This window comes from Streptomyces griseoruber, from assembly GCF_001514205.1.
Taxonomy (GTDB): domain Bacteria; phylum Actinomycetota; class Actinomycetes; order Streptomycetales; family Streptomycetaceae; genus Streptomyces; species Streptomyces griseoruber.
In genome coordinates, this window is sequence record NZ_KQ948763.1 from 486,313 (window position 1) to 511,557 (window position 25,245).

Consider the following 25,245-nt stretch of genomic DNA (forward strand, 5'->3'; position numbering starts at 1 on the left):
CCACGCCCGGAAGGTGCCCATGCCCTCCTACTCCTTCGTCCTCAACGGCAAGCCGGTCACCGTCGAGGCGCCCGCCGACATGCCGCTGCTGTGGGTGCTGCGGGACCTCCTCGACGTCACCGGCCCCAAGTACGGCTGCGGGGTCGGCGTCTGCCGCGCCTGTACGAGCCATCTGGACGGCGGTGAGATCCAGCCCTGTGTCGTCCCGGTCGCCGACTGCGCGGACCGCGAGGTCACCACCATCGAGGGCCTGGCCGACGGCGACCGGCTGCACCCCGTCCAGCAGGCCTGGCTGGAGTGCGACGTGGCGCAGTGCGGCTTCTGCCAGCCCGGCCAGATCATGGCCGCGGCGGCCCTGCTGAAGCGCACCGCCCGGCCCACCGACGCCGACATCGACCGCATCGAGAACGTGTGCCGGTGCGGCACGTACCCCCGGATCCGCGAGGCGATCAAGAAGGCGTCGGCGAACGGCTGAGACGTCGCGCCGCCCGTCCTCGGGCCCGGCGCCGCCGGATCCGCGGGAACTGAACCGCGTTCCCGTCCGACTCGTAAGGAGGAGGCGGGACCAGCCGGGCGGAGGGACGCGGGCGGTGATGTGCATGCGGGGGCGAGCGGAGCGACCCGCCGGCTGCGTGGCAGCATCGGGCGACGTGAGTGTGTCCCTGGCGGTGCGGAGCCTGCGGGCGGCGGTGTTCGCCGTGCTGTGCGTGCTGCTCGCGGCCGGCGGCCATGTGCTGGCCACGGGCGTGGCCCCGCCGGTGCGGACCCAGGTCGCGGGGGCACTCGTCCTGTTCGCGGCCGGCTGTCTGCTGGGCGGGCGGGAGCGTTCACTGGCCGGCATCGGGGGTGGCACGCTCGCGTCCCAGGCCGGGCTGCACTTCGCCTTCGCCACCGCCCGGCCGCAGAGCGTGATGGTCATGCACGGCCTGCGAATGTCGCACTCCGCCGCGCATCCGCACACCCCGCACGCCACCGCGGCCCACCTCGGGGCGGCCCTGGTGCTGACCTGGTGGCTGCGGCGCGGCGAGGCCGCCCTGTGGTCGCTGCTGCGGTGGGCCGTCGCCCTCGTGCCGGGGCTCGTCGCCTGGTGGCGGGTGGCGCGGGGGGCGCGGGCCGTCCCGGCCGTGCCGCGTCCGGGGCGGCCGGCGGGCGGGGGAGCGGGGGCGCCGCGGCAGGCGCTGCTGCGGTACGCCGTGCACCGGCGCGGGCCGCCGGCGGGGATGTCGTACGCGATCCGCTGAGCGGACCATCACCCGACATCCCGTTTCGAGTACGGAGAGCCACTCACCCATGTCCACGACCCGCACCACCACCCTGCGCCGGGCCGGCGTCGTCGCCGCCCTCGCCGCCGCCGGGGTCCTCACCGCCGCCGGTGCCGCCTCCGCCCATGTCACCGTCCACCCCGAGAGCTATGCCAAGGGAGCCACGGACGGGCTGCTGACCTTCCGGGTCCCCAACGAGGAGGACACGGCCTCCACCACGAAGGTGCAGATCTTCCTGCCGACCGACCACCCCCTCCTCGGTGTCCTCGTCTCGCCCCGGGACGGATGGACGGCCAAGGTGACGAACACCAGGCTCAAGACGCCGGTCAAGACCGACGACGGCACCATCACCGAGGCCGTCTCCGAGATCACCTGGACCGGCGGGAGGATCACCGCCGGGCAGTACGAGGACTTCGACGTCGCCTTCGGGCAACTCCCCGACGACACCGACCAGTTGGCCTTCAAGGCGCTCCAGACCTACTCCGACGGCAAGGTCACCCGCTGGATCGAGGAGGCGGCCTCCGGCGACGACGAACCGGAGAACCCCGCGCCGGTCGTCACCCTCACCGCCAAGGGCGCCCAGGCCGGGGACGCGGACGGCGCGACCGCCCCGGCGGACGAGAAGAGCGGTACCGGCACCGGCACCGGCACCGCCTCGGCCGACTCCGGCTCCGACAGCGACTCGACCGCCCGTGGCCTCGCGGCCGCCGGTCTGGCCGCGGGGGTCCTGGGCCTGGCCGCGGCCGCCTTCGCCGTGGTCCGCACCCGGCCGAACCGCTCACGGCCCGAGTAGACCGGAGTTCAGGGCGACCGCCTCCCGGAAGGCGGCTCGGCAGGCCGGGACCGCGGGGTGAGGGGGTGCGGCCCTGGCGTACGACGGTGAAGACACGCCGGGGGCGGCGGCCCCGGGGAAGCCGGTGGAGGGCGACGGTGGGGCGGCGGCCGCTCCAGACGAGGTCGGGGAGGAAGGCCGCGGCGAGGTCCTGTTCGACCAGCCGGAGGTGGAGCAGGAGGTCGGTGCTCTCGAACCGTAGGTCGGGTTCGACGCCGGCGTCACGGCACAGCGAAACGGCCCACCGTCGCGCCGGGGTGCCCTCGGGCTCCATCACCCAGGCACACCCGGCCAGGGCCCGCAGCGCGGCCGGCGGCCCGCCGGCGTCCGGTTCCTCGGTGTCCCGGGCGTCGGCGTCCGGGACACCGGCCAGGCGCAGGGGGTCGTCGAGCAGGTCCTGCTGTTCCACCACGCCGAGCAGGCCCTCGGCCGTCCGCCCGCCGTCCGCGCGGAGCCCTTCTGGACCGACTGCGCGCCCCTCGCCCGCGCCGGCATTCCCTGTCTGCTCTTCGGCGCCGACGGCGAAGGCGCCCATGCCGCCACCGGGTACGTCGACCTCGCCTCCCCGGACCGCCTCGCCGGCATCCTCACGGCGACCGTCGCGGACTTCTGCGCCTGAACCGGCGGGGGAGGGGGCCCGGGCGGGTGTGCTTGAGTGGGGGGCACCGCGACCGCCCCTCACGAACGGACCCGTACCCCCATGCACGTGCTGATCCTCGGTGGGACCACCGAGGGCCGCCGGCTCGCCGAACTGCTGCACGGCAGGCCCGGCCTGGCGGTGACCACCTCGCTCGCCGGGCGGGTCGCGAGCCCCCGGCTGCCCCCGGGCGAGGTCCGCGTCGGGGGCTTCGGCGGCACCGAGGCGCTCACGGCGTGGCTGCGCGAGCGGCGGATCGGCGCGCTCGTCGACGCCACGCATCCCTTCGCCGCGACCATGAGCCGCCACGCGGCCCGGGCCGCCGCCACCGCCGAAGTCCCCCTGCTGGCCCTGCGCCGCCCCGGCTGGACCCCGGGGGAGGGGGACGACTGGCACGAGGCCGGCTCGTCCGAGGAGGCAGCCGCGCTGCTGCCCGCGCTGGGGCGCCGGGTGTTCCTCACCACCGGCCGCATGGGGCTGGCCGCGTTCGCCGGGCTGGACGACCTGTGGTTCCTCGTACGGTCCGTCGACCCGCCCGAGGGTCCCCGTCCCGCCCGGGCACAGACCCTTCTCGACCGGGGCCCGTTCACCCTCGACGGGGAGCGGGAGCTGCTGCGCCGGCACCGCATCGACGTCGTGGTGACCAAGGACAGCGGGGGAGCCGCCACCGCCCCGAAACTGACGGCCGCCCGAGAGGCGGGCCTGCCGGTGGTCGTGGTCCGCCGTCCCCCGCTCCCCGCGGGCGTCCCCGTCACCCCCACCCCGGAGGCGGCGGCCCACTGGGTCACCGAACAGTGGTCCCGTACGGCCGGCTGACCTCCGTACCGCCCCCTCACCTCCCGGCGATCGACGCCGTCACTCCTCCTCGCTCGCGAGGGCGTTGACCGCCGCGGCGGCGATCGCGCTGCCCCCGCGTCGGCCCCGTACCACCAGGTACTCCAGTCCGTACGGGTTGGCGGCCAGCGCGTCCTTGGACTCGGCGGCGCCGACGAAACCGACCGGCGCGCCGATCACGGCGGCGGGCCGGGGCGCGCCCGCCTCGATCATCTCCAGCAGACGGAACAGCGCGGTGGGCGCGTTGCCGACGGCGACCACCGCGCCCTCCAGCCGGTCCCGCCACAGCTCCAGCGCCGCGGCGCTGCGCGTCGTCCCCAGCTCGGCCGCCAGCTCCGGCACGGCCGGGTCGGACAGGGTGCACAGCACCTCGTTTCCGGCGGGCAGCCGTCTGCGGGTCACCCCGCTCGCCACCATCTGCACATCGCAGAGGACGGGCGCGCCCCCGCGCAGGGCCTCCCGGGCCCGCGCCACGACCCCGGGCGTGCAGGCCAGGTCCCGTACCAGGTCCACCATCCCGCAGGCGTGGATCATCCGGACCGCGACCTGCCCGACGTCGGCGGGCAGCCCCGAGAGGTCGGCCTCCGCGCGGATGGTGGCGAAGGACCGGCGGTAGATGGCCGCGCCGTCCTTCTCGTAGTCGTAGCTGGTCACGGTGTTCGCCATGGCGGCGAGCATACCCAGGGCGCCTGATCGCCCCTCGCCGTCGGCGACCCCTCGCGCTGCGGGCGGTCCCTCCGACGCGGTCGCGCAGCGCGTCGCCCCGGGGGCGGCCGACGGGCGGGGGTCCACGGCCGGTGTCAGGCTGAAGGGACCAGGAACTGCGGAAGGGAATCCCCGTGATCACCACCGACCTCACTCCCGGTGTGCCCTGCTGGATCGACCTCGGCGCCCCCGAGGTGCGGACCGCCGCGGACTTCTACGGCGCCGTGCTCGGCTGGGAGTACGAGCCCATGGGCGGCGAGGGGGAGGACAGCCAGGGCGGGATGTTCAAGAAGGACGGCAGGACCGTCGCCGGGCTGGGCAGACTGACGGAGGAGGGCGCGCGCTCCGCCTGGATGATCTACTTCGACGTCGCCGACGCGGACGCCACGACCGAGGCCGTCCGGCGCGCGGGCGGCACGGTCCGGGTGGAGCCCCGTGACCTCGGTGAATGGGGTCGGATGGCGCAGTACAGCGACCCCCAGGGCGGCCAGTTCGCCGTCTGGCAGCCGGGCAGCGAGGCGGGGTTCGAACTGGTCGAGGAGCCGGGCTCGCTCTCCTGGACCGAGCTGTACACGACCGACGCCCGGGCCGCCAAGGAGTTCTACGGCGAGGTCCTCGGCTGGCGGTTCGGCGACATGGAGATGCCGGGCGGCGGTGGCACGTACACCCTCATCACCCCCGAGGGGCTCCCCGAGGAGCGGATGCAGGGCGGCCTGATGGAGGTCCGCGAGCAGGATCTCTCCCTCGCGGACGGACACCCGTACTGGCACCCGGTCTTCGCGGTCGCCGACTGCGACGCCGCCGTCGCCGAGGTCACGGGCCACGGCGGCAGTGTGCAGACGGGACCGGTGGAGGCGGAGGGCGTGGGCCGCCTCGCGGTCTGCGTCGACCCGGCGAACGCCGACTTCGTGGTGCTCAGGCCCACCGGGAACTGAGCGCCCCGGCCGGGGTGTCAGGCGAGGGTCACCTCCACCGGCAGCTTCTTGATGCCGTTGACGAAGTTGGAGCGCACCCGCGGCACGTCCCCGGCCAGCCGGATGCCGGCGATCCGCGGGATCAGCTCCTCGAACATGATCCGGATCTCGGTGCGGGCGAGCAGGTTGCCCAGGCACAGATGCGGGCTGCCCTTGCCGAAGGTGACGTGGTCGTTGTGCCGCCGGGCGACGTCGAAGTCGTACGGGTTGCCGAAGACCTCCTCGTCACGGTTGCCGGAGGCGTACCACATGACGACCTTGTCGCCCTCCCTGATCCGCTTGCCGCCGAGCTCGACGTCCCGGGTCGCGGTGCGGCGGAAGTGGTAGACGGGGGAGGCCCAGCGCAGGAACTCCTCCACCGCCGTCGGGATCAGGGACGGGTCGTCCTTGAGGCGGGCCAACTGCTCGGGGTGGTGCAGCAGGGCCAGCATGGAGTGCGAGATGGTGTGCCGGGTGGTCTCGTTGCCGGCGACGACCAGCAACAGGAAGTAGTTGTCGAAGTCCTGCGGCGACAGCGGAACCCCGTCCCGCGGGATGGTGTTGACCAGCTTCGACACCAGGTCGGAGCCGTCCTTGCCGCGCCGCTGCCGGGCCAGCTCACGGCCGTATTCGAAGACCTCGACCGAGGCGGGCGAGCGGAACGGCAGATCGCGGTACCGCTCGCTCTCCGCGCTGTGCAGCAGCACGTCCGCGTAGTCGGGGTCGGTGTTGCCGATGATCCGGTTGCCCCAGTCGATGAGTTTCTGGTTGTCCTGCGGCGGTACGTCGAGCAGCCGGGCCAGCACATTGATCGGGAAGTCGGCGGAGACGTCGGCGACGAAGTCGAAGGTGCCCTTGGCGAGCGCCGCGTCCAGGGTCTTCGCGGTCAGGCCGCGCAGGAAGTCGCCGTAGCTGTTGATCACGCTCGCGCCGAACTGGCGCTGGATCACACTGCGCAGTGCCCGGTGCCGTACACCGTCCAGCTCCAGGATGGAGGCGCGCTTCTTGATCTGGTCGTCGTCGACCTCCTCGAGGTTGACGAACCGGGTGGAGGTGAACGTCTCCGCGTCACGGTCGACGCGGGCGATGTCGGCGTGCCGGGTCACCGCCCAGAAACCGGAGTTCGGGGCCTCCTCGGGCTGCCAGTGCACCGGGTCCTCGTGGCGCAGGGTGTGGAACATGCGCCACGGGGTGACGCCGTCGGTGAAGCGGTCGAGGTCGGCGAGGTTCACGTCCGCCAGCGGCAGCGGCTCGTGCGCGGCGGGGGTCAGGATCTCGGTCATCGGTGGGTCCTCGGTGTCACAGGTGGTAGGCGTACTCGGTGAACTCCCAGTCGGTGACATGCCGTTGGAAGCGTGCGACCTCGTCCCGCTTGTAGGTGAGGAACGCGGTGGTGAAGTCCTTGCCGAGCAGCTCGGTCAGGGCGGTGTCCGCCTCCAGCGCGTCGAGCGCGGCGGACAGGGTGGGCGGCAGCAGGTCCGAGCGGGCGGTGTCGTAGCCGTAGCCCTCCAGCGGCGCCGGGGGCTCCTGGCCCGCCCGGACGCCGAGCAGGGCGGCCGCGGCCGTGCCCGCGATCAGCAGATAGGGGTTGGCGCTCGCGTCGCCGAGCCGCAGCTCCAGCCGGGCCCCGGAGCCGCGCTCCGGCGGGATCCGGAGCATGGCGCTGCGGTTGTCCAGCCCCCAGTCGATCAGCCAGGGCGCGAGGGTGTCCGGGCCGAAGCGTTTGTACGAGTTCACGGTCGGGTTGGCCAGCGCCGCGAGCGCGGGGGCGTGGGCCAGGACACCGGCGACGGCGTGCCGGGCGGTGGCCGACAGACCGTAGGCGCCGGACGGGTCGTGGAAGGCGTTCTGCCCGTCGAGGTCCTCGCAGGACAGATGCAGGTGGAAGCCCGAGCCGCCCGCCTCGCCGAACGGCTTGGCCATGAACGTGGCGAGCCTGCCCTCCCTGCGGGCCAGCTCCTTCACGGCGGCCTTGAAGCGGAAGGCGCGGTCGGCGGCGTCCAGGGCGCCGGAGTGGGTCAGGTTGATCTCGTACTGGCCGCCGTCGAACTCGTGGTTGCCGTTGGTGACCCCGATCCTCAGGTCGCGCAGCAGCCGCAGGGTGCGCAGCAGATGGTTGTCCGGGTCGGCGCGCAGACCGGCGGTGTAGACGGCGCCGGTCGTCTCCGGCGAGCGGCGCCAGCCGGTGGGGGTGCCGGGGGCGGGCTCCAGCAGGAAGTACTCCAGTTCGGGGCCGACGACCGGGCGCAGGCCCGCTTCGGCGCACCGGGCCAGGACGGCCCGCAGCAGATCCCGCGGCGACTCGGGGGCGGGGGCCGAGGTCGCCGGGTCGGTGACCTCGCCGAGACAGGACGCGACGCCCGGCTCCCAGGGGAGCACGGTCAGCGTGGACAGGTCGGGGCGCACGCACACGTCCGGCAGGCCGGCGTCCAGGCCGCCCGCGACCGGGACCACGTCCCCCTGGGGCGAGGTGTGGTAGACGGCGCGGCAGAAGGCCAGGCCGTGCGTGCAGGCCGCGGGCAGATGGTCCAGCAGGACGTCCCGGGCGCGGTCCGTGCCGATGAGGTCGGGGTAGATCACCCGGACCACGTCGACGCCCTCGGCGGCGAGCCGGTCCATGTGCCGGCGGATGTCTGGGATGTCTGATGCGCTCACCGAAGTCTCCTTGAGCGGATGGGCGGGGACTCCCTGGTGCTCCCTCGTGCCCGGCTAATCGTTTGATCCCGAACGGTATGGAGGGGGGTCGTCGCCCCGCAAGGGGGTGCGCCGAAAAATTTATCCACCTGGACAGGTATTGACCAGGGTCGGACGGCTTCCTATGTTGTTTGAAGCCAAACGAGTTAACGAGCGGGAGGAGGGCGGCCATGAAGGTCGTCGTCGACATGAACAAGTGCCAGGACCACGGCCAGTGCGTCTTCGCGGCCCCGGACGTCTTCTCGTTCGACGACGCCGGGCGCCTGGCCTACGTCCCCGACCCCGACGACGCGCTGCGCGACGAGGTCGAGGAGGCCGCCGACGTGTGCCCGTTGCAGGCCATCCGGATCGAGGGCTGACCCCCATGACCGGACGCATCGTCGTCGCCGGCGGCTCGATGGGCGGTCTGCGCGCCGCCGAGCAGCTGCGGGCGGCGGGCTGGACCGGGGCCGTCACGGTCGTCGGCGACGAACCGCACATGCCCTACAACCGGCCGCCGCTCTCCAAGGAGGTCCTGGCCGGCCGGGCCCCCTTCGCGTCGCTCGCCTTCACCCCGAAGGCGGCCGCCGCGGACGTCGAGTGGCGGCTCGGCACGAAGGCCGTCGGCGCCCGCCTCGACGAACGGACCGTCACCCTCGACGACGGCTCCACGCTGTCGTACGACGGTCTCGTCGTCGCCACCGGTATGCGCCCCCGCCGGCTGCGCTGCCCCGGCCCGCTCGCCGGCCGCCACACGGTCCGCACCCTCGCCGACGCCCGGGGACTGCGCGAGGAACTGACCCGCCCGGGCGTCCGGGTGGTCGTGGTGGGCGCCGGGTTCATCGGCTGCGAGGTCGCCGCCACCGCCGCGGGACTCGGCGTGGGCGAGGTGACCGTCGTCGATCCGCTGCCGCTGCCCATGGCCGGCCCCCTCGGCGACCTGCTGGGCCGCGCCCTGCTCCGGCGGCACGAGCGACGCGGGGTGCGCTTCGCGCTCGGCACGGGAGTCACCGGGTTCGAGGGCACCGACCGGGTGACCGGCGTCGTCCTCGGCGACGGCACCGTGCTGCCCGCCGACGTGGTGGTGGAATCGGTCGGCTCGGTCGCCAACGTCGAATGGCTTCAGGACAACGGCCTCGATCTCACCGACGGCGTCCTCACCTGCGCACAGCTCCGGGTCGGCGGCCGGCCGGACGTCGTCGCGGTCGGCGACGTCGCCCGCTTCCCCAACGCCCGCTACGACGGCGTACCCCGCCGGGTCGAGCACTGGTCGATCCCGGCGGACACCGCCCGGCACGCGGCGAAGGCGCTCGTCGCCCATCTCCTCGGCGAGGAGCGGGAGCCGGCTCCGTTCGCGCCGCTGCCCACCTTCTGGAGCGACCAGCACGACTTCCGGCTCCAGTCCTTCGGCGCGCCCGTCCTGGGCCTCGGTGACGTCCGGGTCCTGGACGGCGACCCGGACGGCGATCCGGAAGGCGACGTCCTCGTCGGCTACCACCACACGGACCGGCTCGTCGGCGTCGTCGCGCTCGGCGGCCGGACCGCCGCGCTGGACGCCGCCCGGTACCGCGCCCAGTTGCTCCAGCAGCCCGCCCTCACCGCGTAACCTCACCGCGTAAGGAACCCCGTCATGTCCGCTGTCCGTGGCTTCTTCACCCCCAAGACCGCGACGGGAGCCTCGTCGCTGATCCCGTCCCCGCCGTGGCGCTACTCCGGCGACCTGCTCACCGTCGAGTACCGCACGGACCCCGCACGGGTGCGTGAACTGCTGCCCGAGCCGCTGGAGCCGGCCGAGGAGGACCCCGGCGCGGTCGCGCTGATCTGGGCCGACTGGCAGTCCTGCTCGGCGTCCGGCGGCGAGCTGCTGGACCCCGTGCTGGCCCAGTACAAGGAGGCCTTCGCGGTCGTCCGCTGCACCTACCGGGGGCGGACGTACTCGCGGTGCGTCCACATCTGGGTCGACAAGGACTTCGCGATCGCCCGCGGGCTGCACCAGGGCTATCCGAAGAAGCTCGGCTCCATCCACCAGACGCGCCCCCATCCCTACGGGCCCGCGCCGCGGATCGAGGCGGGGGCGCGGTTCGGGGCGACGCTCGCCGCCGCGGACCGGCGGCTGGCCCAGACGGTGGTGACGCTGCGGGAGCCGTCCGCGACGAACGGGTTCGTCAACGGGCATCCGATGGCCCATCACCGGTGGCTGCCCTCCATCGAGAAGGGGAAGGGGCTGGCGCTGGACGAGCTGATCGAGTCCGGTGCGGCCTCCTTCGAGGGCGGACAGGCGTGGGTGGGGGACGCGGAGCTGGAGCTGTTCGAGGCGCCCACCGAGGAGTTGGCCCGGCTGGAGATCCGGGAGCCGATCGCCGCGTACTACCGCCAGGTCGGTGTGGTGTGGGACGGGGGGCGGTTGTTGGAGGCCGGGATGTCGGGGGTGGCTGCCGAGTGATGCCGGTGGTCCGGTGCGGGTGCGTCGCGGCTGGTCGCGCCCACCCGGCGGAGCCGCGTATCGGCACCGCCCCGCGCCCCTGAGCACGTCCCCCTGCCCGCGTTTCAAAGGAGCCCTTCCTCATGCCTGACAAGATCGTCGTTGCCGGTGTCTCCGTCGACACCCGCCACTGGATCGGCGGTGAGCGTGTCGCCTCCGCCGAGATGTTCACCGACCACTCGCCCATCGACGGGAAGCCGATCGGCGAGATCTCCCGGGGTACACCCACGGAGGCCGCCGCCGCCGTCGCCGCCGCCAAGGCCGCCTTTCCCGGCTGGGCCGCCACCTCGCGGGCCGAACGGGCGCGGATCCTGCACGCCGTCGCCGACGGGGTGGAGAAGCGGCTCGAAGAGCTCGCGATCGTCGAGACCACCGACAACGGCGCGCTGCTGCGCTCCCACCGCCGGGGTGTCATGCCGCGGGTGGCGCACAACTTCCGGTTCTTCGCCGACTGGCTGCTGACGCTCGGGCACGAGGACTTCGAGACCCGTGGGCACACCAATCACGTGTCCTGGGACCCCGCCGGACCGTGTGTGCTGATCACGCCGTGGAACGCGCCGCTGATGCTGGCGACCTGGAAGGTCGCCCCGGCGCTCGCGGCCGGCAACACGGTCGTCCTCAAGCCCGCCGAGTGGTCCCCGCTCACCGCCTCCCTGCTCGCGGACATCGCCGCCGAGGCCGGACTGCCCGCCGGGGTGCTGAACGTCGTCCAGGGGTACGGCTCCGAGATCGGCGACGCGCTCACCGCGCACCCGGACGTGCGCCGGATCAGTTTCACCGGCTCCGTACCGACCGCCCGGCGGATCGCCGCGTCGGCGGCCGCCAACCTGACGCCGCTGAGTCTCGAACTCGGCGGCAAGTCACCGCTGTTGGTGTTCGCCGACGCCGATCTGGACCGTGCCGTGGACCTGGCGGTCGAGCAGTACGACAACGCCGGGCAGGTCTGTCTGGCCGCGACGCGGTTCCTCGTCGAGGAGTCGGTGGCGCAGGAGTTCACCCGCCGGTTCGTGGAGAAGGCGACCGCGCTCGTGCAAGGTGATCCCCGCGACGAGGGCACGGACATCGGGCCCACCATCCATCCCCGCCAGCTGGAGAAGATCGACGGGTTCGTGCAGCGGGCGCTCGCCGCCGGGGCACGTGCCGTCATCGGCGGACACCGCAGGGACGGCCGGTACTACGCGCCGACCCTCCTCACCGATGTCGCCCAGGACGCGGAGATCGTGCAGGAGGAGGTCTTCGGCCCGGTGCTGACCCTCCAGACCTTCGCCACCGAGGACGAGGCCGTCCGCCTCGCCGACGACACCCGGTTCGGGCTCGCCGCGACCCTCGTCACCGGCGACCCCGAGCGTGCCGAGCGGGTGAGTGCGCGGCTGGTCGCCGGGACGGTCTGGGTGAACTGCTTCTTCGTCCGCGATCTCCAGGCGCCCTTCGGCGGCTCCCGGCACTCCGGTGTCGGCCGCGAGGGCGGGACCTGGAGCTTCGACTTCTACTGCGACCTCAGGAACACCGTGACCGCGCCGACCGGATGGACGAACCATGGGTGAGATCGTCGGGGCCGGGCTGCTCGCCCATGTGCCCACCATCGTGCTGCCGGAGGCGGACCGGCTGGAGCTCAACGAGGGCAAGGAGATCACCCTCGTCACCGGGCTCCAGGAACTCCGCCGGGAGGTCTTCGAGCGCGACGACTACGACACCGTCGTCGTCCTGGACTCGCACTGGGCGACGACCGTCGAGTTCGTCGTCACGGCCCAGCAGCGGCGGGCCGGGCTGTTCACCTCCGAGGAGCTGCCGCGGGGGATGTGCCGGATGCCGTACGACTTCCCCGGCGACCCCGAACTCGCCCGCAACATCGAGAAGTTCGCCGACCGGCACGGCACCTGGATCACCGCGATCGACGACGACTACCTGCCGATCTACTACGCCACCATCAACCTGTGGAAGTACCTGGGGGAGGGCCTGCCGGACAAGCGGTGGGTGACGATCGGGGTCTGCCAGACCGGTGACATGGAGGACCATCTGCGGCTGGGGCGGGCGCTGGCGGACGGCATCGCGGCCACTGCGGGGCGGCGGGTCCTGCTGATCGCCTCGGGTGCCCTCTCGCACACCTTCTGGCCGCTGCGCGAGCTGCGCGACCACGAGGCCAGCGACCCGGTGCACATCCGTACGCCCGAGGCCCGGGAGGCGGACCGCGAGCGGATCGCCTGGTTCAAGGAGGGCCGCCACGACAAGGTCCTCGACACCATGGACGCGTTCTGGAAGGTCAAGCCCGAGGCGAAGTTCTTCCACTACCTGATGATGGCCGGCGCGCTCGGCGAGCAGGCCTGCACCGCCAGGGCCCGCCAGTACGGCGCCTACGAGAACTCCGTCGGCACCGGCCAGGTCCACCTGTGGTTCGACCGCCCCACCGACGGCTGGACCGGCACCGGCCTGCCCACGCCCCGTACCCCGCACAGCCGCGTCTGAGGAGTCCTGTCATGCCCGAATACCGCCGTATCCTCCTCGACGGCGCCGCCGTCGAGGTCACCGTCGACGGGGACGAACTCGTCGCCGGGGACGGCCGCCGCGTCAAGACCGAGGAGGCGCGGCACCTGCCCCCGGTGGTGCCGTCCAAGGTGATCGCCGTCCACCTCAACCACCGCAGCCGCGTCGACGAGTTCCGGATCGGACTGCCCGACACCCCCACCTACTTCCACAAACCGACCTCCGCCCTCAACTCCCACAGGGGCGCGATCGTCCGCCCCGAGGGCTGCAAGTGGCTCAACTACGAGGGCGAGGTCGCCATCGTCATCGGGAGGACGGCACGGAACATCTCCCCGGCCGAGGCGGGCGAGTACATCGCCGGCTACACCATCGCCAACGACTACGGGCTGCACGACTTCCGCGACACCGACGCCGGTTCCATGCTCCGGGTCAAGGGCTCGGACACGCTGTGCCCGCTCGGCCCGGGGCTGGTCACCGACTGGGACTTCCACGGCAAGCGGCTGCGGACCTACGTCAACGGCGAGGTCGTGCAGGACGGCTCGACCGACGAGATGACCTGGGACATGCACTACCTGGTCGCCGACATCGCCCGCACCATCACCCTGTACCCCGGTGACGTGCTGCTGTCCGGCACCCCGGCCAACTCCCGCCCGGTACAGCCGGGCGACGTCGTCGAGGTCGAGGTCGAGGGCCTGGGCCGGCTCACCAACCACGTCGTCACCGGGCCCACCGCGATCCGCACCGACGTCGGGGCCCAGCCCACCGAGTCCGAGGAGGTCCTCTCCACGGCCCTCGGCGGCGACTGGGAGTTCCGGGGCATCCGCCCGCCCCGCCGCTGACTCGCGCCCGCGCGCAGGCGCCGCACCGGTGACGACCCAGGGGGCCGCCGGCGCGGCGCCCCCCGCGTCGCTCAGCCCTTCGCCCGGCGGCCGCTGCGGCGCGGGGCCGGTTCGGCGCCGTCGAGGAGGGTCAGCCGGCGCTCCTCGCCGTGCTCCTCGACCTGCCGTACGACCTGGCGCAGCCCCTCGGCGACGCTGCGGCACTCCTCGTCGCTGAGCCGGGAGGCGACGAACGCCTCCTCCTGGTTGAACTCCGGGAACAGGCGCCGCATCAGCGTCTCGCCCTCCTCGGTGAGGCTCAGCAGCACCAGCCGGCCGTCCGAGGGGTGACCGGCCCGCTGGAGCAGCCCGCGCCCCTCCAGCGTCCGGGAGACCCCGGTGAGCGTGCCCTTGGAGATGCCGGCCTCCTCCGCGACATGCCGGGTCTCGGACTCGCCCCAGACCCACACCACCCAGAGCACGACGAACGCCGTCCAGGTCAGATCGGCGCCGCGCAGCACGGAGTTCTCCAGGTGCTGGCGGACGGCCGACGCGGCGCGGTAGATGTTGGCGACCACCGCCATCTGCTCGCGGTGGATCGGTATCCCGCCGAGCTTGGCGGCGGCCAGCTTCTCCGCTTCGGTGATGGACCGGTGCCCTGGCACGGTCACGCTCCCTTCGCACTCCGTCGATCGTTCGGAGTCAAATTATACGAGGGTGAACATCCTGGGGCCGACCACCGGTTTCACCGGTCTCACCGGTCTCAGGGCCCTTCGACCCCCGCCTCGCGCAGGAGGGCCGCGCCCAGGTCCGAGGCCGCCGCACCGCGCTCGCCGACCAGCCGCCGCGCGGCCTCCAGCAGCCGGACGCGCTGACGGACGGCATCGCTGCGCCCGGCCCCGGCCCCCGCCCCGCGTCCCCGTCAGCCCCTCCCGCACCATCCGGTCCCGGCCACGGCCGCGATCGACAGCCGAGGCCGGCGGTGCGCCCCGCCTCCCCCGGGACGGGACGGCGGACGTACCTCCATTTCGGCGGTCGGACCCAGGACGCGGCTCCGGCAGAGCAGCGGCACCTGCCGTGAACTCGGGTTTTCCTGAACAGCCCCGGCATTGCCCCCGTATACGTCGGGGTGACCGCGAAGAAGCCGGACCGTGCCTCCGCGTGGGTGCGAGCCGGGCTGTTCGCGCTCGTCGGCAGTGTGCTCGCGGCCCTCGGCCATCACGCCGTCACCGAACAGGCGGTGCCGTGGCGGCTGGTGACCCTCTTCACGGTGGCCCAGTGCGCGCTGGCCCGGCCCTTCGTACGGCGCGCCCTCTCCCTGCCGGTGGCCGTCGGCTGCACCCTCGTGGCGCAGACCGGGCTGCACCTCGCCCTGGCCCGGGCGGGAGGCGGGCACGAGGCGGGGCCGGGCGCGGCGGGACATGCCGGTCATGCCGTGATGACGGACGGGCACGTCCCGCACCACGCGGGCACGGCCATGACGGTGGCCCACCTGCTGGCGGCGCTCGCCACGGCCTGGCTGCTGCACCGTGCCGACGCCGCCGTGACGGTGGCTCTGGCGGCGGCCCGGACCGTGCGGTCGGCCGTGAGCGCCGTCCTGGCGCGGGTGCTGCCGCCGCTCGTCCGCGGAACGCTCCGCGGACCGTCGTCCACGGGCCGGACCGGCCACTTCACCCCGCCCGCCGCGGCGGGGACACGCGATCTGGAACACGCGCTGGTGCGCAGGGGACCTCCGGGACCGGTGCACGTCCCGGTCCTTCCCTCACCCCGGCCGGCCGGCTTCGGCCCGCCGGGTCCCAGCACCAGCAAGGAGTCCCCCTGTGTCCCTGTTTCCCGGGTCCCCGTACGCTCCCGTCCGCACCGCGCGGCGGGCCGGAGTCGTCGGCGTCCTCACACTGACCGCCGCCCTCGCCCTGGCCGGGCCCGCCTTCGCCCACGCGGAGGTCGAGGCCGACACCGCGCAGGCCCTGGCCGAGAACGTCACTCTCAGCTTCGTCTCCGAGGCGGAGTCCGCCGAGGCGGGCTTCACCGAGATGCGCGTCGTCCTTCCCGAGGGCATCGCACCGGGTGACGTCACGCTCGTCGAAGCCCCCAAGGGCTGGAAGTTCAGGGCCACGAGCGACGGCTACACCCTCGGCGGCCCGAAGCTCGCCGTCGGCACCGACGCCGAGTACAAGGTCAGGGTCAGGCAGTTGCCGGACGCGAAGGAGATCGCCTTCAAGACCGTCGAGACGTACAGCGACGGCGAGGTCTCCCGCTGGATCGAGCTGCCGGGCGGCGGAGCCGAGCCCGAACAGCCCGCGCCCGTCCTGAAGCTCAAGGCCGCCGCTCCGGGCGCCACACCCGTCAGCCCCGGCCCCGCGGCGAGCGAGTCGGCCGCCGCCACCCCTTCGGCCACCGCGTCCACCCCTGCCGCCGACCCCTCGGAGGAGACGACCCCGGTCGCCGACAACGAGGAGAAGGCGAAGGGGAAGGACGGGGGCGGCTCGACCGGGCTGCTCGCCGGTGGGGCGATCGCGGCGCTCGCCGTCGTGGGCGGAGGCGCCTGGTGGCTGGTCAGGCGCCGCTCGGCGACGACCGAGGACTGACCCCCGGATCCAGCCGCTACCGGAGCCGTCGTACGGGGTCGTCGTCCTCGTGGGCGGCATCGAGGCGACGACCGCCTCCGCCAGCGGGCGTACCCGCTCGGGCAGGCCGGCCGGTGGAAGGCGGAACTGGTCGGGAGCGGCCGGCGGGTGGCGGTGACCGGTTCGGCACCGTTGTGGAGCATCGCCGTGGCCAGGCCGAACGACTCGGTGCACCGGAGATCGCCGCCGCTCTCGCAGCCGATCAGGGCGACCCGCGGGGGCGCGGGCCGGATCCGCGCCCCGGGCTCGCCGCCTCGACCGGCGCGCCGCCGAAAGGGCCGTCACCGACCGCCGCACGGGGCGGCCGGGTCCGGCGACGGCCGTGGGTCCGGCGACCGGGTCGGGGCGCAGCCCGAGGGGGACGGCGCCCTGAGCCGGGTTGGCGGGCTTCGGGAGCGGACTTCAAGGAGTGTTGACTCGCGGACAACCCGATCGCGGTGTGCCTCGGCCTCGTGGTTGGTTAGGGTGCGAAGGGAGCCGGCGGCAGCCGGCGACCTGAGCCCGATTCCGAACCGGCCACGGGAGAAGTGCTGTTACGGATCCGGAACACCGTCCACCGATCACGGCAGAGCACCGCGGGCCGCGGGTGACCGGCCGGCCGGCGCCCAGGGTGCTGCCGCCGCCGGTGCGCGGGTGGCTCGGGCTGATGGCGGCCCTCGCCGCGCTGGTGGTCGTCGTGCTCGGGATCCGGTACGCCGACGACAGCCGGCCCGGCACGGTCGACGCACGGGTCGCGGCGCTGGTGGACGGAGCGGGGCCGCCGTGGCGGCACGTCGCTCTGGCCATGGACTTCCTGGGGGAGCCGGTGGGCGCGGTGACGGTGGTCGTGGCCACCGTCACCGGCTGTCTGCTGCTACGGCGTCCTCGCGCGGCGGTGCTCGCCGTGGCCGGCGTCAGCGTCGCCGTGGGCACGGCGACGCTGCTCAAGTCCCTGGTGGGACGCACGATCCACGGCGCAGGCAACCTGTCCTATCCGAGCGGGCACACCGCCTTCGCCACCGCGCTCGCCGTCGTGGTGGCCCTGCTCGCGACCGGCCGGCTCGGCCTCGGCAGGACCGCCGCCACGTCACTCGTCCTCGCCGCCGCGCTGGTCGCCGGCGCCGCCATGGGCTGGGCGCAGGTCGCCCTGGGCGCGCACTACCCGACCGACGTCCTCGGCGGCTGGTGCACCGCGCTGGCGGTGACACCGGCGACCGCCTGGCTGGTCGACCGGACGGCCGACCGGCTGGCCGACCGGCCTACGGGAGTGTCGCCGACATGAGGTCACGCCAGACGGCGGAACACCGGCTTCACCGGCCGTCCGGCCAGCCAGGGCGTGGGATCGGTGGCGTCCAGGGCCTTCCGGTACACCGCACACGCCTGGGCCACCACGTCGACGGTGTGATCGATGTCGGCCTCGCTGAGCGCGCTGCTCACCACGAACGACGGGGCCAGCACCCCGCCCGCGAGGAGCCGGCGCAGGAACAGGGTGCGGTACCGCTGCGACGGCTGCCCGTGCTCGTCGAGCGTGGCGAAGACCAGGTTGCTGGCCCGGCCCCGGACGACGAGGTGGTCGCCGACGCCCAGGCCGGCCGCGACGTCGCGGACCCCGGCGGCCAGCCGCTCGCCGAGGGCGTGCAGCCGCGCGGTGACGCCCTCCTCGACGTAGGTGGTCTGCACGGCCATCGCGGCCGCCAGGGAGTGCGTCTCCGCGCCGTGCGTGGTGGACAGCAGGAACACCCGGTCGCCGGAGTGACGCAGCCCGCCCAGCTCCATCAGATCGCGGCGACCGGCCAGCGCGGAGACGGCGAACCCGTTGCCCAGCGCCTTGCCGAACGTGGAGAGGTCGGGGACGACGCCGTACAGGCCCTGCGCGCCCGCCTCGGACCAGCGGAAGCCGGTGATCATCTCGTCGAAGATCAGGACGCAGCCGTGCCGGTCGGCCAGTTCGCGCAGGCCGGCGAGGTACCCGGGCGGCGGCTCGGCGTGGGTGGCGGGTTCGAGGATCAGACAGGCGACCTCGCCCTCGTACCGGCTGAGCAGTTCCTCCGTGGCGGCCAGGTCCCCGTACGGGAACGCCACGGTGAGCTCGTTGGTGGCCGCCGGGATGCCGGCGGACATCGGTGTCGTGCCGATGAACCAGTCGTCGACGGAGAAGAACGGATGGTCGGCGCAGAGGGCCACCCGCGGGCGCCCGGTGGCGGCCCGGGCGAGGCGCACCGCGGCGGTGGTGGCGTCGGAGCCGTTCTTCGCGAACTTCACCATCTCCGCGGTCGGCACCGTGGCCAGGAAGCGTTCCGCGGCCTCGACCTCCACGATGGACGGCCGGACGAAGTTGCTGCCGCGGTCGAGTTCCCGCCGCACCGCCTCGATCACCCGGGGGTGCGCGTGGCCGAGGCTGACCGACCGCAGTCCGGAGCCGTACTCGATGTAGCGGTTGCCGTCGACGTCCCACACGTGGGCACCGCGGCCGTGGCTGATGACCGGGGCCAGGTTGTCGGGGTACTGGTCGTCGCCCTTGGCGTAGGTGTGCGCGCCCCCGGGGATCAGGGCGTGCAGCCGCTCGTTCGCCGTCCGCGACCGGGGCAGGGCGAGCACTCTGGTGTCTTCGGTGTCCACACCGACCTCAACTTTCTTTCTTACTTCAGGACCTCGGCGAGGCTCGGCGCCTCCCGGTCCCGTTGGGACATCGAGGTGACCGGCAGCGGCCAGGGGATGGCGAGCTCCGGGTCGTCGTGGGCGATCGTCACGTCCTCGGCCGGATCGTGCGGGCGGTCGATCCGGTACGAGGTGTCGGCGGTCCCGGTCAGCGCCTGGAAGCCGTGCGCGCACCCCGCCGGGATGTACAGGGTCACCTGCGTGTCGCCGGACAGCTCGAAGAAGGCCCGGTTGCGGTAGGTCGGCGAGTCCGGCCGCAGGTCCACGACGACGTCGAAGATCCTCCCGTACGAGCACCGCACCAGCTTGGCCTCGCCCGCGCCGGAGCGCAGGTGCAGGCCGCGCAGCACGCCCCGGACCGAGCGGGACACACTGTCCTGGATGAAGGCGTCCGGGTCGAGGCCCACCGAGCGGACCACGTCGGCGTCGAAGGTGCGGCAGAAGAAGCCGCGTTCGTCGGCGTACGGCGTCGGCTCGAACAGGTACGCGCCGGCGATCTCCGGAACTTCTCTCGCCTTCATGGTGCCTCCCGCAGGGCGTGGGCGTGGGTGTGGCCGGTCGCCGGGAACAGGGCCGCCGTCAAGGCGGTGAACTGGCGCTCCAGGTGCCGGGCGGCCTCCTGGTTCCGCTCGGTGAGGGTCCGCCGCAGCTCCGCCGAGTTCCGCTCCAGCTCCCGGAACTGGCCGAGCAGCCGGTCGGCGTCGACCTCGCGCGCCGGGTGGCAGTACGCGCCCAGCCCCATCTGCGCCATGAGCGCGTCGCTCTTCGCCGCATAGCTGAGCGCGAGCGTCGGCGTCCCGGCCTTCAGCGCGCAGATCAGGTTGTGGTAGCGCGTCGCCACCACGGTGTCGGCGGCCGCCGTCTCCTTCATCAGGTCGGCCAGCGAGGCCGTCTCGGCGACGGTGACCAGCGGCGAGTCCACCGCGTCGAGGATCGCCGCGACCACCGGCGCGTCGACGTCGTCGCCGGTGAGCAGCCGGACCGGCCTGCCGTCCTCGACCAGCGCGCGGACGAACCGGGTCGTCCCGTCGAGGTAGCGGCGGTGGATCTCCTCGGCCCGGGCGCGGTCGTCGTCACTGCCGTGGAAGGCCATGACGCCGACACAGACCTGGCCCGGAGTGTCCGAGGGCGCGCCCGCCGGCGGGGCGGGCAGGGCGAACGCGAGGTCCGGGTGGACCTCGTCGCGCGCGGTGTCCACGCCCATCGCCCGCATCGCGTCGCGGGACGGGGCGTCCCGGTACGACCGGTAGGCGGCCAGCCGTGCCGACCAGCGCACCAGGGTCCGGGTCGCCCGGTTGCCGATCGGGGCGGCGCCGACGCCGACCAGCGCGACCCGGGCGCCGGACATCCGGCCGCTCGCGCAGAGCAGGAACAGCGCGTACGGGAAGCCCCACGGCCGCAGCGGCAGCGTGGCCTCCAGCACGCCCATGCCCGGGACGATCACCACGTCGTGGCGGCGCACCCAGGCGGCGGTGCGGAAGACGTCGACGAGCTTGCCCAGGGCCTTCCCCGCGACCGCGCCCGCCCGCGACGCGGTCCGGTACTCCCCGCGGTACCAGTGCATCCGCGTCGCGGGGATCCCGTACCGGGCCGTGACGGCCTCGGGTCCGCCGCACAGCGCGTCCACGACCGCCTCCGGGTGCGCGGCGCGGAGGTACCCGAGCACGGCCTCCAGCGACCCGTCGTTGCCGAGGTTGCCGGAGCCGAGCAGACCGAACACCCCGACACGCACCGGGTTCCCGTGCGCGGACGTCATGCCTGCCCCCCGGTACGACCCTCACGGCCGGCGACCAGGGCGTCGACGGAGACGGTGAGCCGGCCCGGGTCGACCGGGGCGCGGTCCTCGACCCGCTCGCCGGCGCCCGGCCGCACCCGGCTGGTCATCCACGCGGCCAGGTGGCGGTAGCACGCCCGCCGGTCGGCCGGGGACAGCGGCGCCCGCCGGATCGCCGAGGTGAAGCCCCAGACGTACTCGGCGAGCAGCCGGGGTGTCGGGTGCAGCGGGCCGGCCCGGCGCGGGTCCAGGTTGACGCACCGGGAGCGCTTGGAGGGGTTCGCCCGCTCGGCGCGGGTGGGGTGGTCGCGGCGGAAGTACAGCAGCTCCGGCACCTGGTGGAAGGGCCCGTGCAGGGTGATCTCGGCGACGAACGTGCGGTCCGCGTGGTGGTAGCTGTCCATGGGCTTCACCCGGCGCAGCATGTCGGCCCGCATCACCCCGTAGAAGTCGTCGCCACCCGGCTCGAACAGCAGACTGCGGAAGCGCTCCGGGGCGTGCGGCGAGTCGGTGGCGAGACCGTACTCGTAGGGGACCTTCACCCGGCCGTCGCCGTCGATGACGGCCTGTCCGGTGTGCGCGAGGATCACGTCCGGCCGCTCGTCCAGCGCCTCCACACAGCGCCGCAGCAGGTCCCTGCCGTACAGGTCGTCGTGCGAGGCCCACTTGAACAGCTCGCCGCGGGACTCGGCGAACACCCGGTTGTGGTTCGGCGTGGCGCCGATGTTCCGGGGCAGCCGCAGGTACCGGATGCGCGAGTCCTTCGCGGCGTACCGGCGGCAGATGTCCTCGGTCCCGTCGGTCGAGGCGTTGTCGGAGACGACCAGCTCGAAGTCCTCGTACGTCTGGCCGAGCAGGGCGTCGAACGACTCGGCCAGGTACTCCTCGCCGTTGTACACGGGCAGGCCGATGCTCAGCCTGGGTCGGTCGGTCATGAGGTCCTCACTTCGGGAACGGAGTTGTGGTGCCGCTCGCGCAGGGCGGACCGCAGCTGCAGCCACCACACGGCCGAGCCGCTGACGGTCGCGGCGGCGACGCCCCAGGCCGAGCCGACCGTGCCGGCCAGGACCGCGCCGCCGAGCCCGCCGCCGACATAGCAGACGGAGGCGAAGAGCTGGCAGCGCAGGCTGCGCCGGGCCGCGCCGAGCGCGCGCAGCCCGGCCGCCGCGCCGGTGCCCAGGCCCGCGCCCGCGACGCCGAGGGTGATCGGCACGATCAGCTGCGCCGCGGAGTGCCAGACCCCGCCGAGTACGAGTTCACCGAGCCGGTCCGGCAGCAGCAGCAGTGCCCCGCCCCAGAGCAGCGCGCCGGCGGCCTGCCCGCCGCCCAGCAGGAGACAGAACGTGCCGAGGCGGTGCGGTGCCTGCCGCAGTACCCGTGCCGCCTCCGGGACGGTGACCAGGGACAGCCCCATCAGCACGGCGAGGAACGGGCCCATCAGCAGCTCGGCGCCCCGCACCGCGCCCACCGCGCCGACCCCGGCGAGCGCGCCGAGCCCGTACGCCCGCAGCTGGCTCGCGCCGCTGAGGCTGACGTTCTCGACGAGGTACCGGTAGCCGAGATCGCGCTGCTCGCGAAGCCATCCGCGGGCCCCGGTCATCCGGGGCCGGATGCCGGACTGGAGGCAGCCGTACCCGGCGGCCACCGCGGCGGACGCGCCCCAGGCGAGCACGAAAGCGGCCACGCTGCCCACGTGGGCCGCCACGACCATGGCCGGGACGAGCGCCACGCCCCACACGAGGTCGTTGACGAACGCCTTCCGGCCGGCGCCGGCGGCGAAGAACGAGAACCGCCAGGCGTCCTGGAGCAGCAGCCCCGGCAGCATGACCCCGAGGCAGGCGAACGCGGGCCCCACCCGGCCGCCGAGGGCGAGGCCGGCCAGCAGACACGGCACGCCGATGGCGGTGCCGACACCGAGCGCGGTACCCGACGACCGGGCCACCGCCCCGCGCCAGGACGTCTCCGGCGCGCCGCTGAAGCGCACCACGAGCGGGTCGGTGGCCAGCCCGCGGGAGACGTTCAGCACCACGCCGTAGGTCACCCAGGCCAGGCTGAACACACCGAACGCGGTCACCCCCAGCGAGCGGGCCACGTAGATGCCCACCGCGAAGTTGGAGATGCTGGAGGCCGCCTGGTCGGCCAGTCCCCAGGACAGCCGGCCGACGAGGGCCCGCTTGGCGGATCCGGCCGGTGCCGCCGGTGCCGTCTTCTCCTCCTCGGTGGTCATCGGCGTCACACCTTGATCAGTTCGGCGCCGCGCAGGGCGTCGGCCGCGGCGGCGACGGCGCCGAACGGCAGCCCGGACCGCTCGGCGACGTCCAGCAGACTGTGCTCGCCGTCGGAGAGGCTGAGCACCCAGAGCATGGCCATCTGGGCTTCCTTCGCGTCGCTGCGTCCGCCGAGCGAGTCGTACAGCCCGCGCCGGCCCAGCTGGGGCTCGCCGTAGGGGCTGAGGTTGACGTACCGCCGGTTGCGGTCCAGGACGGCGAACGCCTCGCGGCAGACGGCGAGCGTGTCCGCCATCGCCTCCGGGGAGACGAAGTCCAGGTTGTCCGCCGAGGTGTGGTACTCGGGGTAGCCGGCGTACGGGGTCCGGCTGAGCGAGCCCACGCCGAGATCGAACCCGGGCGAGCAGTACTGCCGCTCGTCATAGCCGTACGGGGTGAACTCGGCGATGTGGTGCGGGCGTTCGGAGGCGGCCAGCACATGCCGCAGCACCCGGTCGATCTCCGCGTCGCCGCGCCTCGACCGCTTGTACGTCAGCCGGCCCGGGTCGCCGGCACAGGCCAGCACCAGCCCGTGCCTGACCCGTTCCACCCGCTCCGCGTTGCGGGCCAGCCAGGTGATCGCCCCGATGGTGCCGGGCGCGAAGATGAACCGGTAGGTGTAGTACGGCGTCCGCTCCGCCAGCGCCCGCGCCAGGAACACCGCCACCGCGATGCCGGCCAGGTTGTCGTTGGCCAGCGACGGGTGGCAGACATGGCAGGAGACGATCACCTCGTCGGCGACCTGTCCGGGCACCACGTGCTCGGCGTAGGTGAGGTGGCCGTCGGCGAGCGTGGAGTCGATGCGCACCTCGTACTCGCCGTCCGGCAGCGCGTCCAGGGTCTCCTGGGCCAGGCAGAACCCCCACTCGGGCTGGTAGTAGCTGGTGCGGTACGGCACCCAGGACGGGTGGTCCGGCAGGGTGTGCAGATGTCCGCGCAGCTCGGCCAGCGGCATCGTCGCCGACACCGGCACGCTGTAGCCGAGCACGTGCAGACTGGACTCGGCGAAGTCGACGACCCGCCGGCCGGTGGAGTCGGCGATGTACGCGTCCCGGATGTTCCACTCCTGCGGCACCGTCCAGTCGAGCACCGGGGTCCCGGTCGGCACCTCGTGCACCTGCAACGGGACGTACTCGCCGACGATCTCCAGGGTGGCGCGCACCCCGTCGCCGGTGATGCTCCGGCACAGCGGGTACAACCGCTCCACCAGCGCGTACATCTCCTCGCCGGCCGTGGTCATCGGCGCCACCGCAGGGTGTCGTCGACCGCGCCGGCCTCGGACGCCGCGCGCAGCACGGCCAGCCGGGTGAAGCGCTGCTCGAAGTCCTCCCGGGTCAGCCCGTGCGCGCGGTAGGCGTCAGCGAGTTCGAGGGCGCCCTGCTTCACCGTCCACTCGCAGTCGAAGCCGGGGATCGCCGTGCGGAACCGGGAGAAGTCCACCCGGTACGACCGCGGATCGGCGCCGTTCTCCCCGGTGATCACCACCTTCGCGCCGGACACCGCCTCCGCGACCTGCCCGGCGATCTCGGCGACCGTGACGTTGTTGATCTCGCTGCCGATGTTGAACGCCCGGTCGTGCACCGCCTCCCGCGGCGCGGTCAGCGCGGCCGTGAAGGCCCGGGCGATGTCGGCGGCGTGCACCAGCGGGCGCCAGGGAGTGCCGTCGGAGAGGACGAGGACCTCGCCGGACAGCAGGGCGTGTCCCACCAGGTTGTTCAGCACGATGTCGGCGCGCAGCCGGGGCGAGAAGCCGAAGGCGGTGGCGTTGCGCATGTACACCGGGGTGAAGTCGCCGTCGGCGAGTTCGTGCAGGTCGTCCTCCACCCGCACCTTGGACTCCGCGTACGGCGTCACCGGGCGCAGCGGGGCGTCCTCGGCCACCAGGTCGTCACCGCCGGCGGCGCCGTAGACCGAGCACGTCGACGCGTACAGGAAGCGCCGCACCCCGGCCTCGCGGGCCAGCCGGGCCAGGCGTACGGACGCGTGGTGGTTGATGTCGTAGGTGAGTTCCGGCGCCAGCGATCCCAGCGGGTCGTTGGACAGCGCGGCCAGGTGGATCACGGCGTCCACCCCGGCCACGTGCTCGGCCGTGACGTCACGCAGGTCGACCCGCGGCCCCGGCGGGTCGGCGGGCGTCGGGCCGAGCACACAGTCGGCGAACAGGCCGGCGTCCAGTCCGACGACCTCGTGCCCGGCGGCCGCGAGGACCGGGGCCATCACGGTGCCCAGATAGCCCTGGTGCCCGGTCAGCAGTACGCGCAAG

General features: G+C 73.6%; 24 protein-coding genes and 1 pseudogene. 13 read left to right on the plus strand and 12 right to left on the minus strand.

Annotated elements, in window-relative coordinates; genetic code table 11:
• The first annotated feature begins 19 nt into the window (after positions 1–19).
• The 3 genes from AQJ64_RS02045 to AQJ64_RS02055 all read left to right on the plus strand — a co-directional run bounded on the left by AQJ64_RS02045 (position 20) and on the right by AQJ64_RS02055 (position 2,055).
• Entirely contained in the window at positions 20–475 is a 456-nt protein-coding gene (locus AQJ64_RS02045; RefSeq protein WP_055638610.1) for a (2Fe-2S)-binding protein, read from the plus strand.
• Between the two features lie 175 nt (positions 476–650).
• Positions 651–1,241: a hypothetical protein gene (locus tag AQJ64_RS02050; protein WP_059202355.1), complete on the plus strand. Its 591-nt coding sequence runs from the start codon at positions 651–653 to the stop codon at positions 1,239–1,241.
• A 49-nt stretch (positions 1,242–1,290) separates the two neighbouring features.
• On the plus strand, positions 1,291–2,055 hold the full coding sequence (locus AQJ64_RS02055; RefSeq protein ID WP_055638968.1) for a YcnI family copper-binding membrane protein: 765 nt from the start codon (positions 1,291–1,293) through the stop codon (positions 2,053–2,055).
• 112 nt (positions 2,056–2,167) lie between these two features.
• Here AQJ64_RS02055 and AQJ64_RS45185 read toward each other — a convergent pair.
• A pseudogene (locus AQJ64_RS45185) lies at positions 2,168–2,629 on the minus strand (LysR substrate-binding domain-containing protein); the annotation flags it as partial.
• Between the two features lie 165 nt (positions 2,630–2,794).
• On the opposite strand from AQJ64_RS45185, the gene AQJ64_RS02060 reads away from it, so the two are divergent.
• Complete coding sequence (locus tag AQJ64_RS02060) at positions 2,795–3,547, plus strand: cobalt-precorrin-6A reductase (protein WP_059202356.1); 753 nt, start codon at positions 2,795–2,797, stop codon at positions 3,545–3,547.
• A gap of 39 nt (positions 3,548–3,586) precedes the next feature.
• Here AQJ64_RS02060 and AQJ64_RS02065 read toward each other — a convergent pair whose 3' ends face one another.
• Positions 3,587–4,231, minus strand: a complete 645-nt coding sequence (locus AQJ64_RS02065; RefSeq protein WP_079061457.1) for a precorrin-8X methylmutase — start codon at positions 4,229–4,231, stop codon at positions 3,587–3,589.
• A gap of 173 nt (positions 4,232–4,404) precedes the next feature.
• On the opposite strand from AQJ64_RS02065, the gene AQJ64_RS02070 reads away from it, so the two are divergent.
• Positions 4,405–5,205, plus strand: coding sequence for a VOC family protein (locus AQJ64_RS02070; RefSeq protein ID WP_055637953.1), 801 nt, complete (start codon positions 4,405–4,407; stop codon positions 5,203–5,205).
• 17 nt (positions 5,206–5,222) lie between these two features.
• On the opposite strand, the gene AQJ64_RS02075 is transcribed toward AQJ64_RS02070, so the two are convergent.
• Positions 5,223–6,506, minus strand: a complete 1,284-nt coding sequence (locus AQJ64_RS02075; RefSeq protein WP_055637954.1) for a cytochrome P450 — start codon at positions 6,504–6,506, stop codon at positions 5,223–5,225.
• 16 nt (positions 6,507–6,522) lie between these two features.
• Positions 6,523–7,878 carry a glutamine synthetase family protein gene (locus tag AQJ64_RS02080; RefSeq protein ID WP_055637955.1) on the minus strand — a complete coding sequence of 452 codons (1,356 nt, stop codon included), beginning with the start codon at positions 7,876–7,878 and terminating at the stop codon, positions 6,523–6,525.
• 209 nt (positions 7,879–8,087) lie between these two features.
• Here AQJ64_RS02080 and AQJ64_RS02085 point away from each other — a divergent pair, with 209 nt between their 5' ends.
• The 6 genes from AQJ64_RS02085 to AQJ64_RS02110 all read left to right on the plus strand — a co-directional run bounded on the left by AQJ64_RS02085 (position 8,088) and on the right by AQJ64_RS02110 (position 13,698).
• Positions 8,088–8,276, plus strand: a complete 189-nt coding sequence (locus tag AQJ64_RS02085) for a ferredoxin (RefSeq protein WP_055637956.1) — start codon at positions 8,088–8,090, stop codon at positions 8,274–8,276.
• 5 nt (positions 8,277–8,281) lie between these two features.
• A complete protein-coding gene (locus AQJ64_RS02090; protein ID WP_055637957.1) occupies positions 8,282–9,502 on the plus strand; it encodes an NAD(P)/FAD-dependent oxidoreductase in 1,221 nt (406 codons plus the stop codon).
• Positions 9,503–9,526: 24 nt separating this feature from the next.
• The gene (locus AQJ64_RS02095) at positions 9,527–10,339 is read left to right on the plus strand and encodes an acetoacetate decarboxylase family protein (RefSeq protein ID WP_055637958.1); all 813 of its coding nucleotides are present in this window, start codon (positions 9,527–9,529) and stop codon (positions 10,337–10,339) included.
• Between the two features lie 122 nt (positions 10,340–10,461).
• Positions 10,462–11,922 (plus strand): aldehyde dehydrogenase, encoded by a 1,461-nt coding sequence (locus AQJ64_RS02100; RefSeq protein WP_055637959.1) that lies wholly within the window; start codon positions 10,462–10,464, stop codon positions 11,920–11,922.
• Positions 11,915–12,841, plus strand: a complete 927-nt coding sequence (locus AQJ64_RS02105) for a 3,4-dihydroxyphenylacetate 2,3-dioxygenase (RefSeq protein ID WP_055637960.1) — start codon at positions 11,915–11,917, stop codon at positions 12,839–12,841. Before AQJ64_RS02100 ends, AQJ64_RS02105 begins: the two co-directional genes overlap by 8 nt.
• Positions 12,842–12,852: 11 nt before the next feature.
• A complete protein-coding gene (locus tag AQJ64_RS02110; protein WP_055637961.1) occupies positions 12,853–13,698 on the plus strand; it encodes a fumarylacetoacetate hydrolase family protein in 846 nt (281 codons plus the stop codon).
• Positions 13,699–13,769: 71 nt separating this feature from the next.
• On the opposite strand, the gene AQJ64_RS02115 is transcribed toward AQJ64_RS02110, so the two are convergent.
• A complete protein-coding gene (locus AQJ64_RS02115; protein ID WP_055637962.1) occupies positions 13,770–14,342 on the minus strand; it encodes a MarR family winged helix-turn-helix transcriptional regulator in 573 nt (190 codons plus the stop codon).
• 1,155 nt (positions 14,343–15,497) lie between these two features.
• Here AQJ64_RS02115 and AQJ64_RS02125 point away from each other — a divergent pair.
• Entirely contained in the window at positions 15,498–16,265 is a 768-nt protein-coding gene (locus AQJ64_RS02125; RefSeq protein ID WP_420876530.1) for a DUF1775 domain-containing protein, read from the plus strand.
• Between the two features lie 625 nt (positions 16,266–16,890).
• Positions 16,891–17,565 (plus strand): phosphatase PAP2 family protein, encoded by a 675-nt coding sequence (locus AQJ64_RS02130; protein WP_055634193.1) that lies wholly within the window; start codon positions 16,891–16,893, stop codon positions 17,563–17,565.
• A 2-nt stretch (positions 17,566–17,567) separates the two neighbouring features.
• Here the strand turns inward: AQJ64_RS02130 and AQJ64_RS02135 are convergent, their stop codons facing one another.
• From AQJ64_RS02135 to AQJ64_RS02165, 7 genes are read right to left on the minus strand one after another with little or no spacing between them, the layout of a single operon-like run.
• On the minus strand, positions 17,568–18,902 hold the full coding sequence (locus tag AQJ64_RS02135; RefSeq protein WP_206189701.1) for a glutamate-1-semialdehyde 2,1-aminomutase: 1,335 nt from the start codon (positions 18,900–18,902) through the stop codon (positions 17,568–17,570).
• 20 nt (positions 18,903–18,922) lie between these two features.
• The gene (locus AQJ64_RS02140; RefSeq protein ID WP_055634194.1) at positions 18,923–19,462 is read right to left on the minus strand and encodes a dTDP-4-dehydrorhamnose 3,5-epimerase family protein; all 540 of its coding nucleotides are present in this window, start codon (positions 19,460–19,462) and stop codon (positions 18,923–18,925) included.
• Positions 19,459–20,697 (minus strand): polysaccharide pyruvyl transferase family protein, encoded by a 1,239-nt coding sequence (locus AQJ64_RS02145; RefSeq protein ID WP_055634195.1) that lies wholly within the window; start codon positions 20,695–20,697, stop codon positions 19,459–19,461. Before AQJ64_RS02145 ends, AQJ64_RS02140 begins: the two co-directional genes overlap by 4 nt.
• The gene (locus AQJ64_RS02150; protein WP_055634196.1) at positions 20,694–21,650 is read right to left on the minus strand and encodes a glycosyltransferase family 2 protein; all 957 of its coding nucleotides are present in this window, start codon (positions 21,648–21,650) and stop codon (positions 20,694–20,696) included. Before AQJ64_RS02150 ends, AQJ64_RS02145 begins: the two co-directional genes overlap by 4 nt.
• On the minus strand, positions 21,647–22,942 hold the full coding sequence (locus AQJ64_RS02155; protein ID WP_055634197.1) for an MATE family efflux transporter: 1,296 nt from the start codon (positions 22,940–22,942) through the stop codon (positions 21,647–21,649). The genes AQJ64_RS02150 and AQJ64_RS02155 overlap by 4 nt, the downstream gene beginning before the upstream one ends.
• 5 nt (positions 22,943–22,947) lie before the next feature.
• Entirely contained in the window at positions 22,948–24,231 is a 1,284-nt protein-coding gene (locus tag AQJ64_RS02160) for a DUF4910 domain-containing protein (protein WP_055634198.1), read from the minus strand.
• A complete protein-coding gene (locus AQJ64_RS02165; protein ID WP_055634199.1) occupies positions 24,219–25,244 on the minus strand; it encodes an NAD-dependent epimerase/dehydratase family protein in 1,026 nt (341 codons plus the stop codon). The genes AQJ64_RS02160 and AQJ64_RS02165 overlap by 13 nt, the downstream gene beginning before the upstream one ends.
• Position 25,245 lies beyond the last annotated feature (1 nt).

Excerpts from the sequence above, each read along its gene's own strand:
- AQJ64_RS02045 (WP_055638610.1), top strand. The coding sequence starts at position 20 with ATGCCCTCCTACTCCTTCGTCCTCAACGGCAAGCCGGTCACCGTCGAG.
- AQJ64_RS02055 (WP_055638968.1), top strand. The coding sequence starts at position 1,291 with ATGTCCACGACCCGCACCACCACCCTGCGCCGGGCCGGCGTCGTCGCC.
- AQJ64_RS02060 (WP_059202356.1), top strand. The coding sequence starts at position 2,795 with ATGCACGTGCTGATCCTCGGTGGGACCACCGAGGGCCGCCGGCTCGCC.
- AQJ64_RS02065 (WP_079061457.1), bottom strand. The coding sequence starts at position 4,231 with ATGGCGAACACCGTGACCAGCTACGACTACGAGAAGGACGGCGCGGCC.
- AQJ64_RS02075 (WP_055637954.1), bottom strand. The coding sequence starts at position 6,506 with ATGACCGAGATCCTGACCCCCGCCGCGCACGAGCCGCTGCCGCTGGCG.
- AQJ64_RS02085 (WP_055637956.1), top strand. The coding sequence starts at position 8,088 with ATGAAGGTCGTCGTCGACATGAACAAGTGCCAGGACCACGGCCAGTGC.
- AQJ64_RS02090 (WP_055637957.1), top strand. The coding sequence starts at position 8,282 with ATGACCGGACGCATCGTCGTCGCCGGCGGCTCGATGGGCGGTCTGCGC.
- AQJ64_RS02095 (WP_055637958.1), top strand. The coding sequence starts at position 9,527 with ATGTCCGCTGTCCGTGGCTTCTTCACCCCCAAGACCGCGACGGGAGCC.
- AQJ64_RS02100 (WP_055637959.1), top strand. The coding sequence starts at position 10,462 with ATGCCTGACAAGATCGTCGTTGCCGGTGTCTCCGTCGACACCCGCCAC.
- AQJ64_RS02105 (WP_055637960.1), top strand. The coding sequence starts at position 11,915 with ATGGGTGAGATCGTCGGGGCCGGGCTGCTCGCCCATGTGCCCACCATC.
- AQJ64_RS02110 (WP_055637961.1), top strand. The coding sequence starts at position 12,853 with ATGCCCGAATACCGCCGTATCCTCCTCGACGGCGCCGCCGTCGAGGTC.
- AQJ64_RS02140 (WP_055634194.1), bottom strand. The coding sequence starts at position 19,462 with ATGAAGGCGAGAGAAGTTCCGGAGATCGCCGGCGCGTACCTGTTCGAG.
- AQJ64_RS02145 (WP_055634195.1), bottom strand. The coding sequence starts at position 20,697 with ATGACGTCCGCGCACGGGAACCCGGTGCGTGTCGGGGTGTTCGGTCTG.
- AQJ64_RS02150 (WP_055634196.1), bottom strand. The coding sequence starts at position 21,650 with ATGACCGACCGACCCAGGCTGAGCATCGGCCTGCCCGTGTACAACGGC.
- AQJ64_RS02155 (WP_055634197.1), bottom strand. The coding sequence starts at position 22,942 with ATGACCACCGAGGAGGAGAAGACGGCACCGGCGGCACCGGCCGGATCC.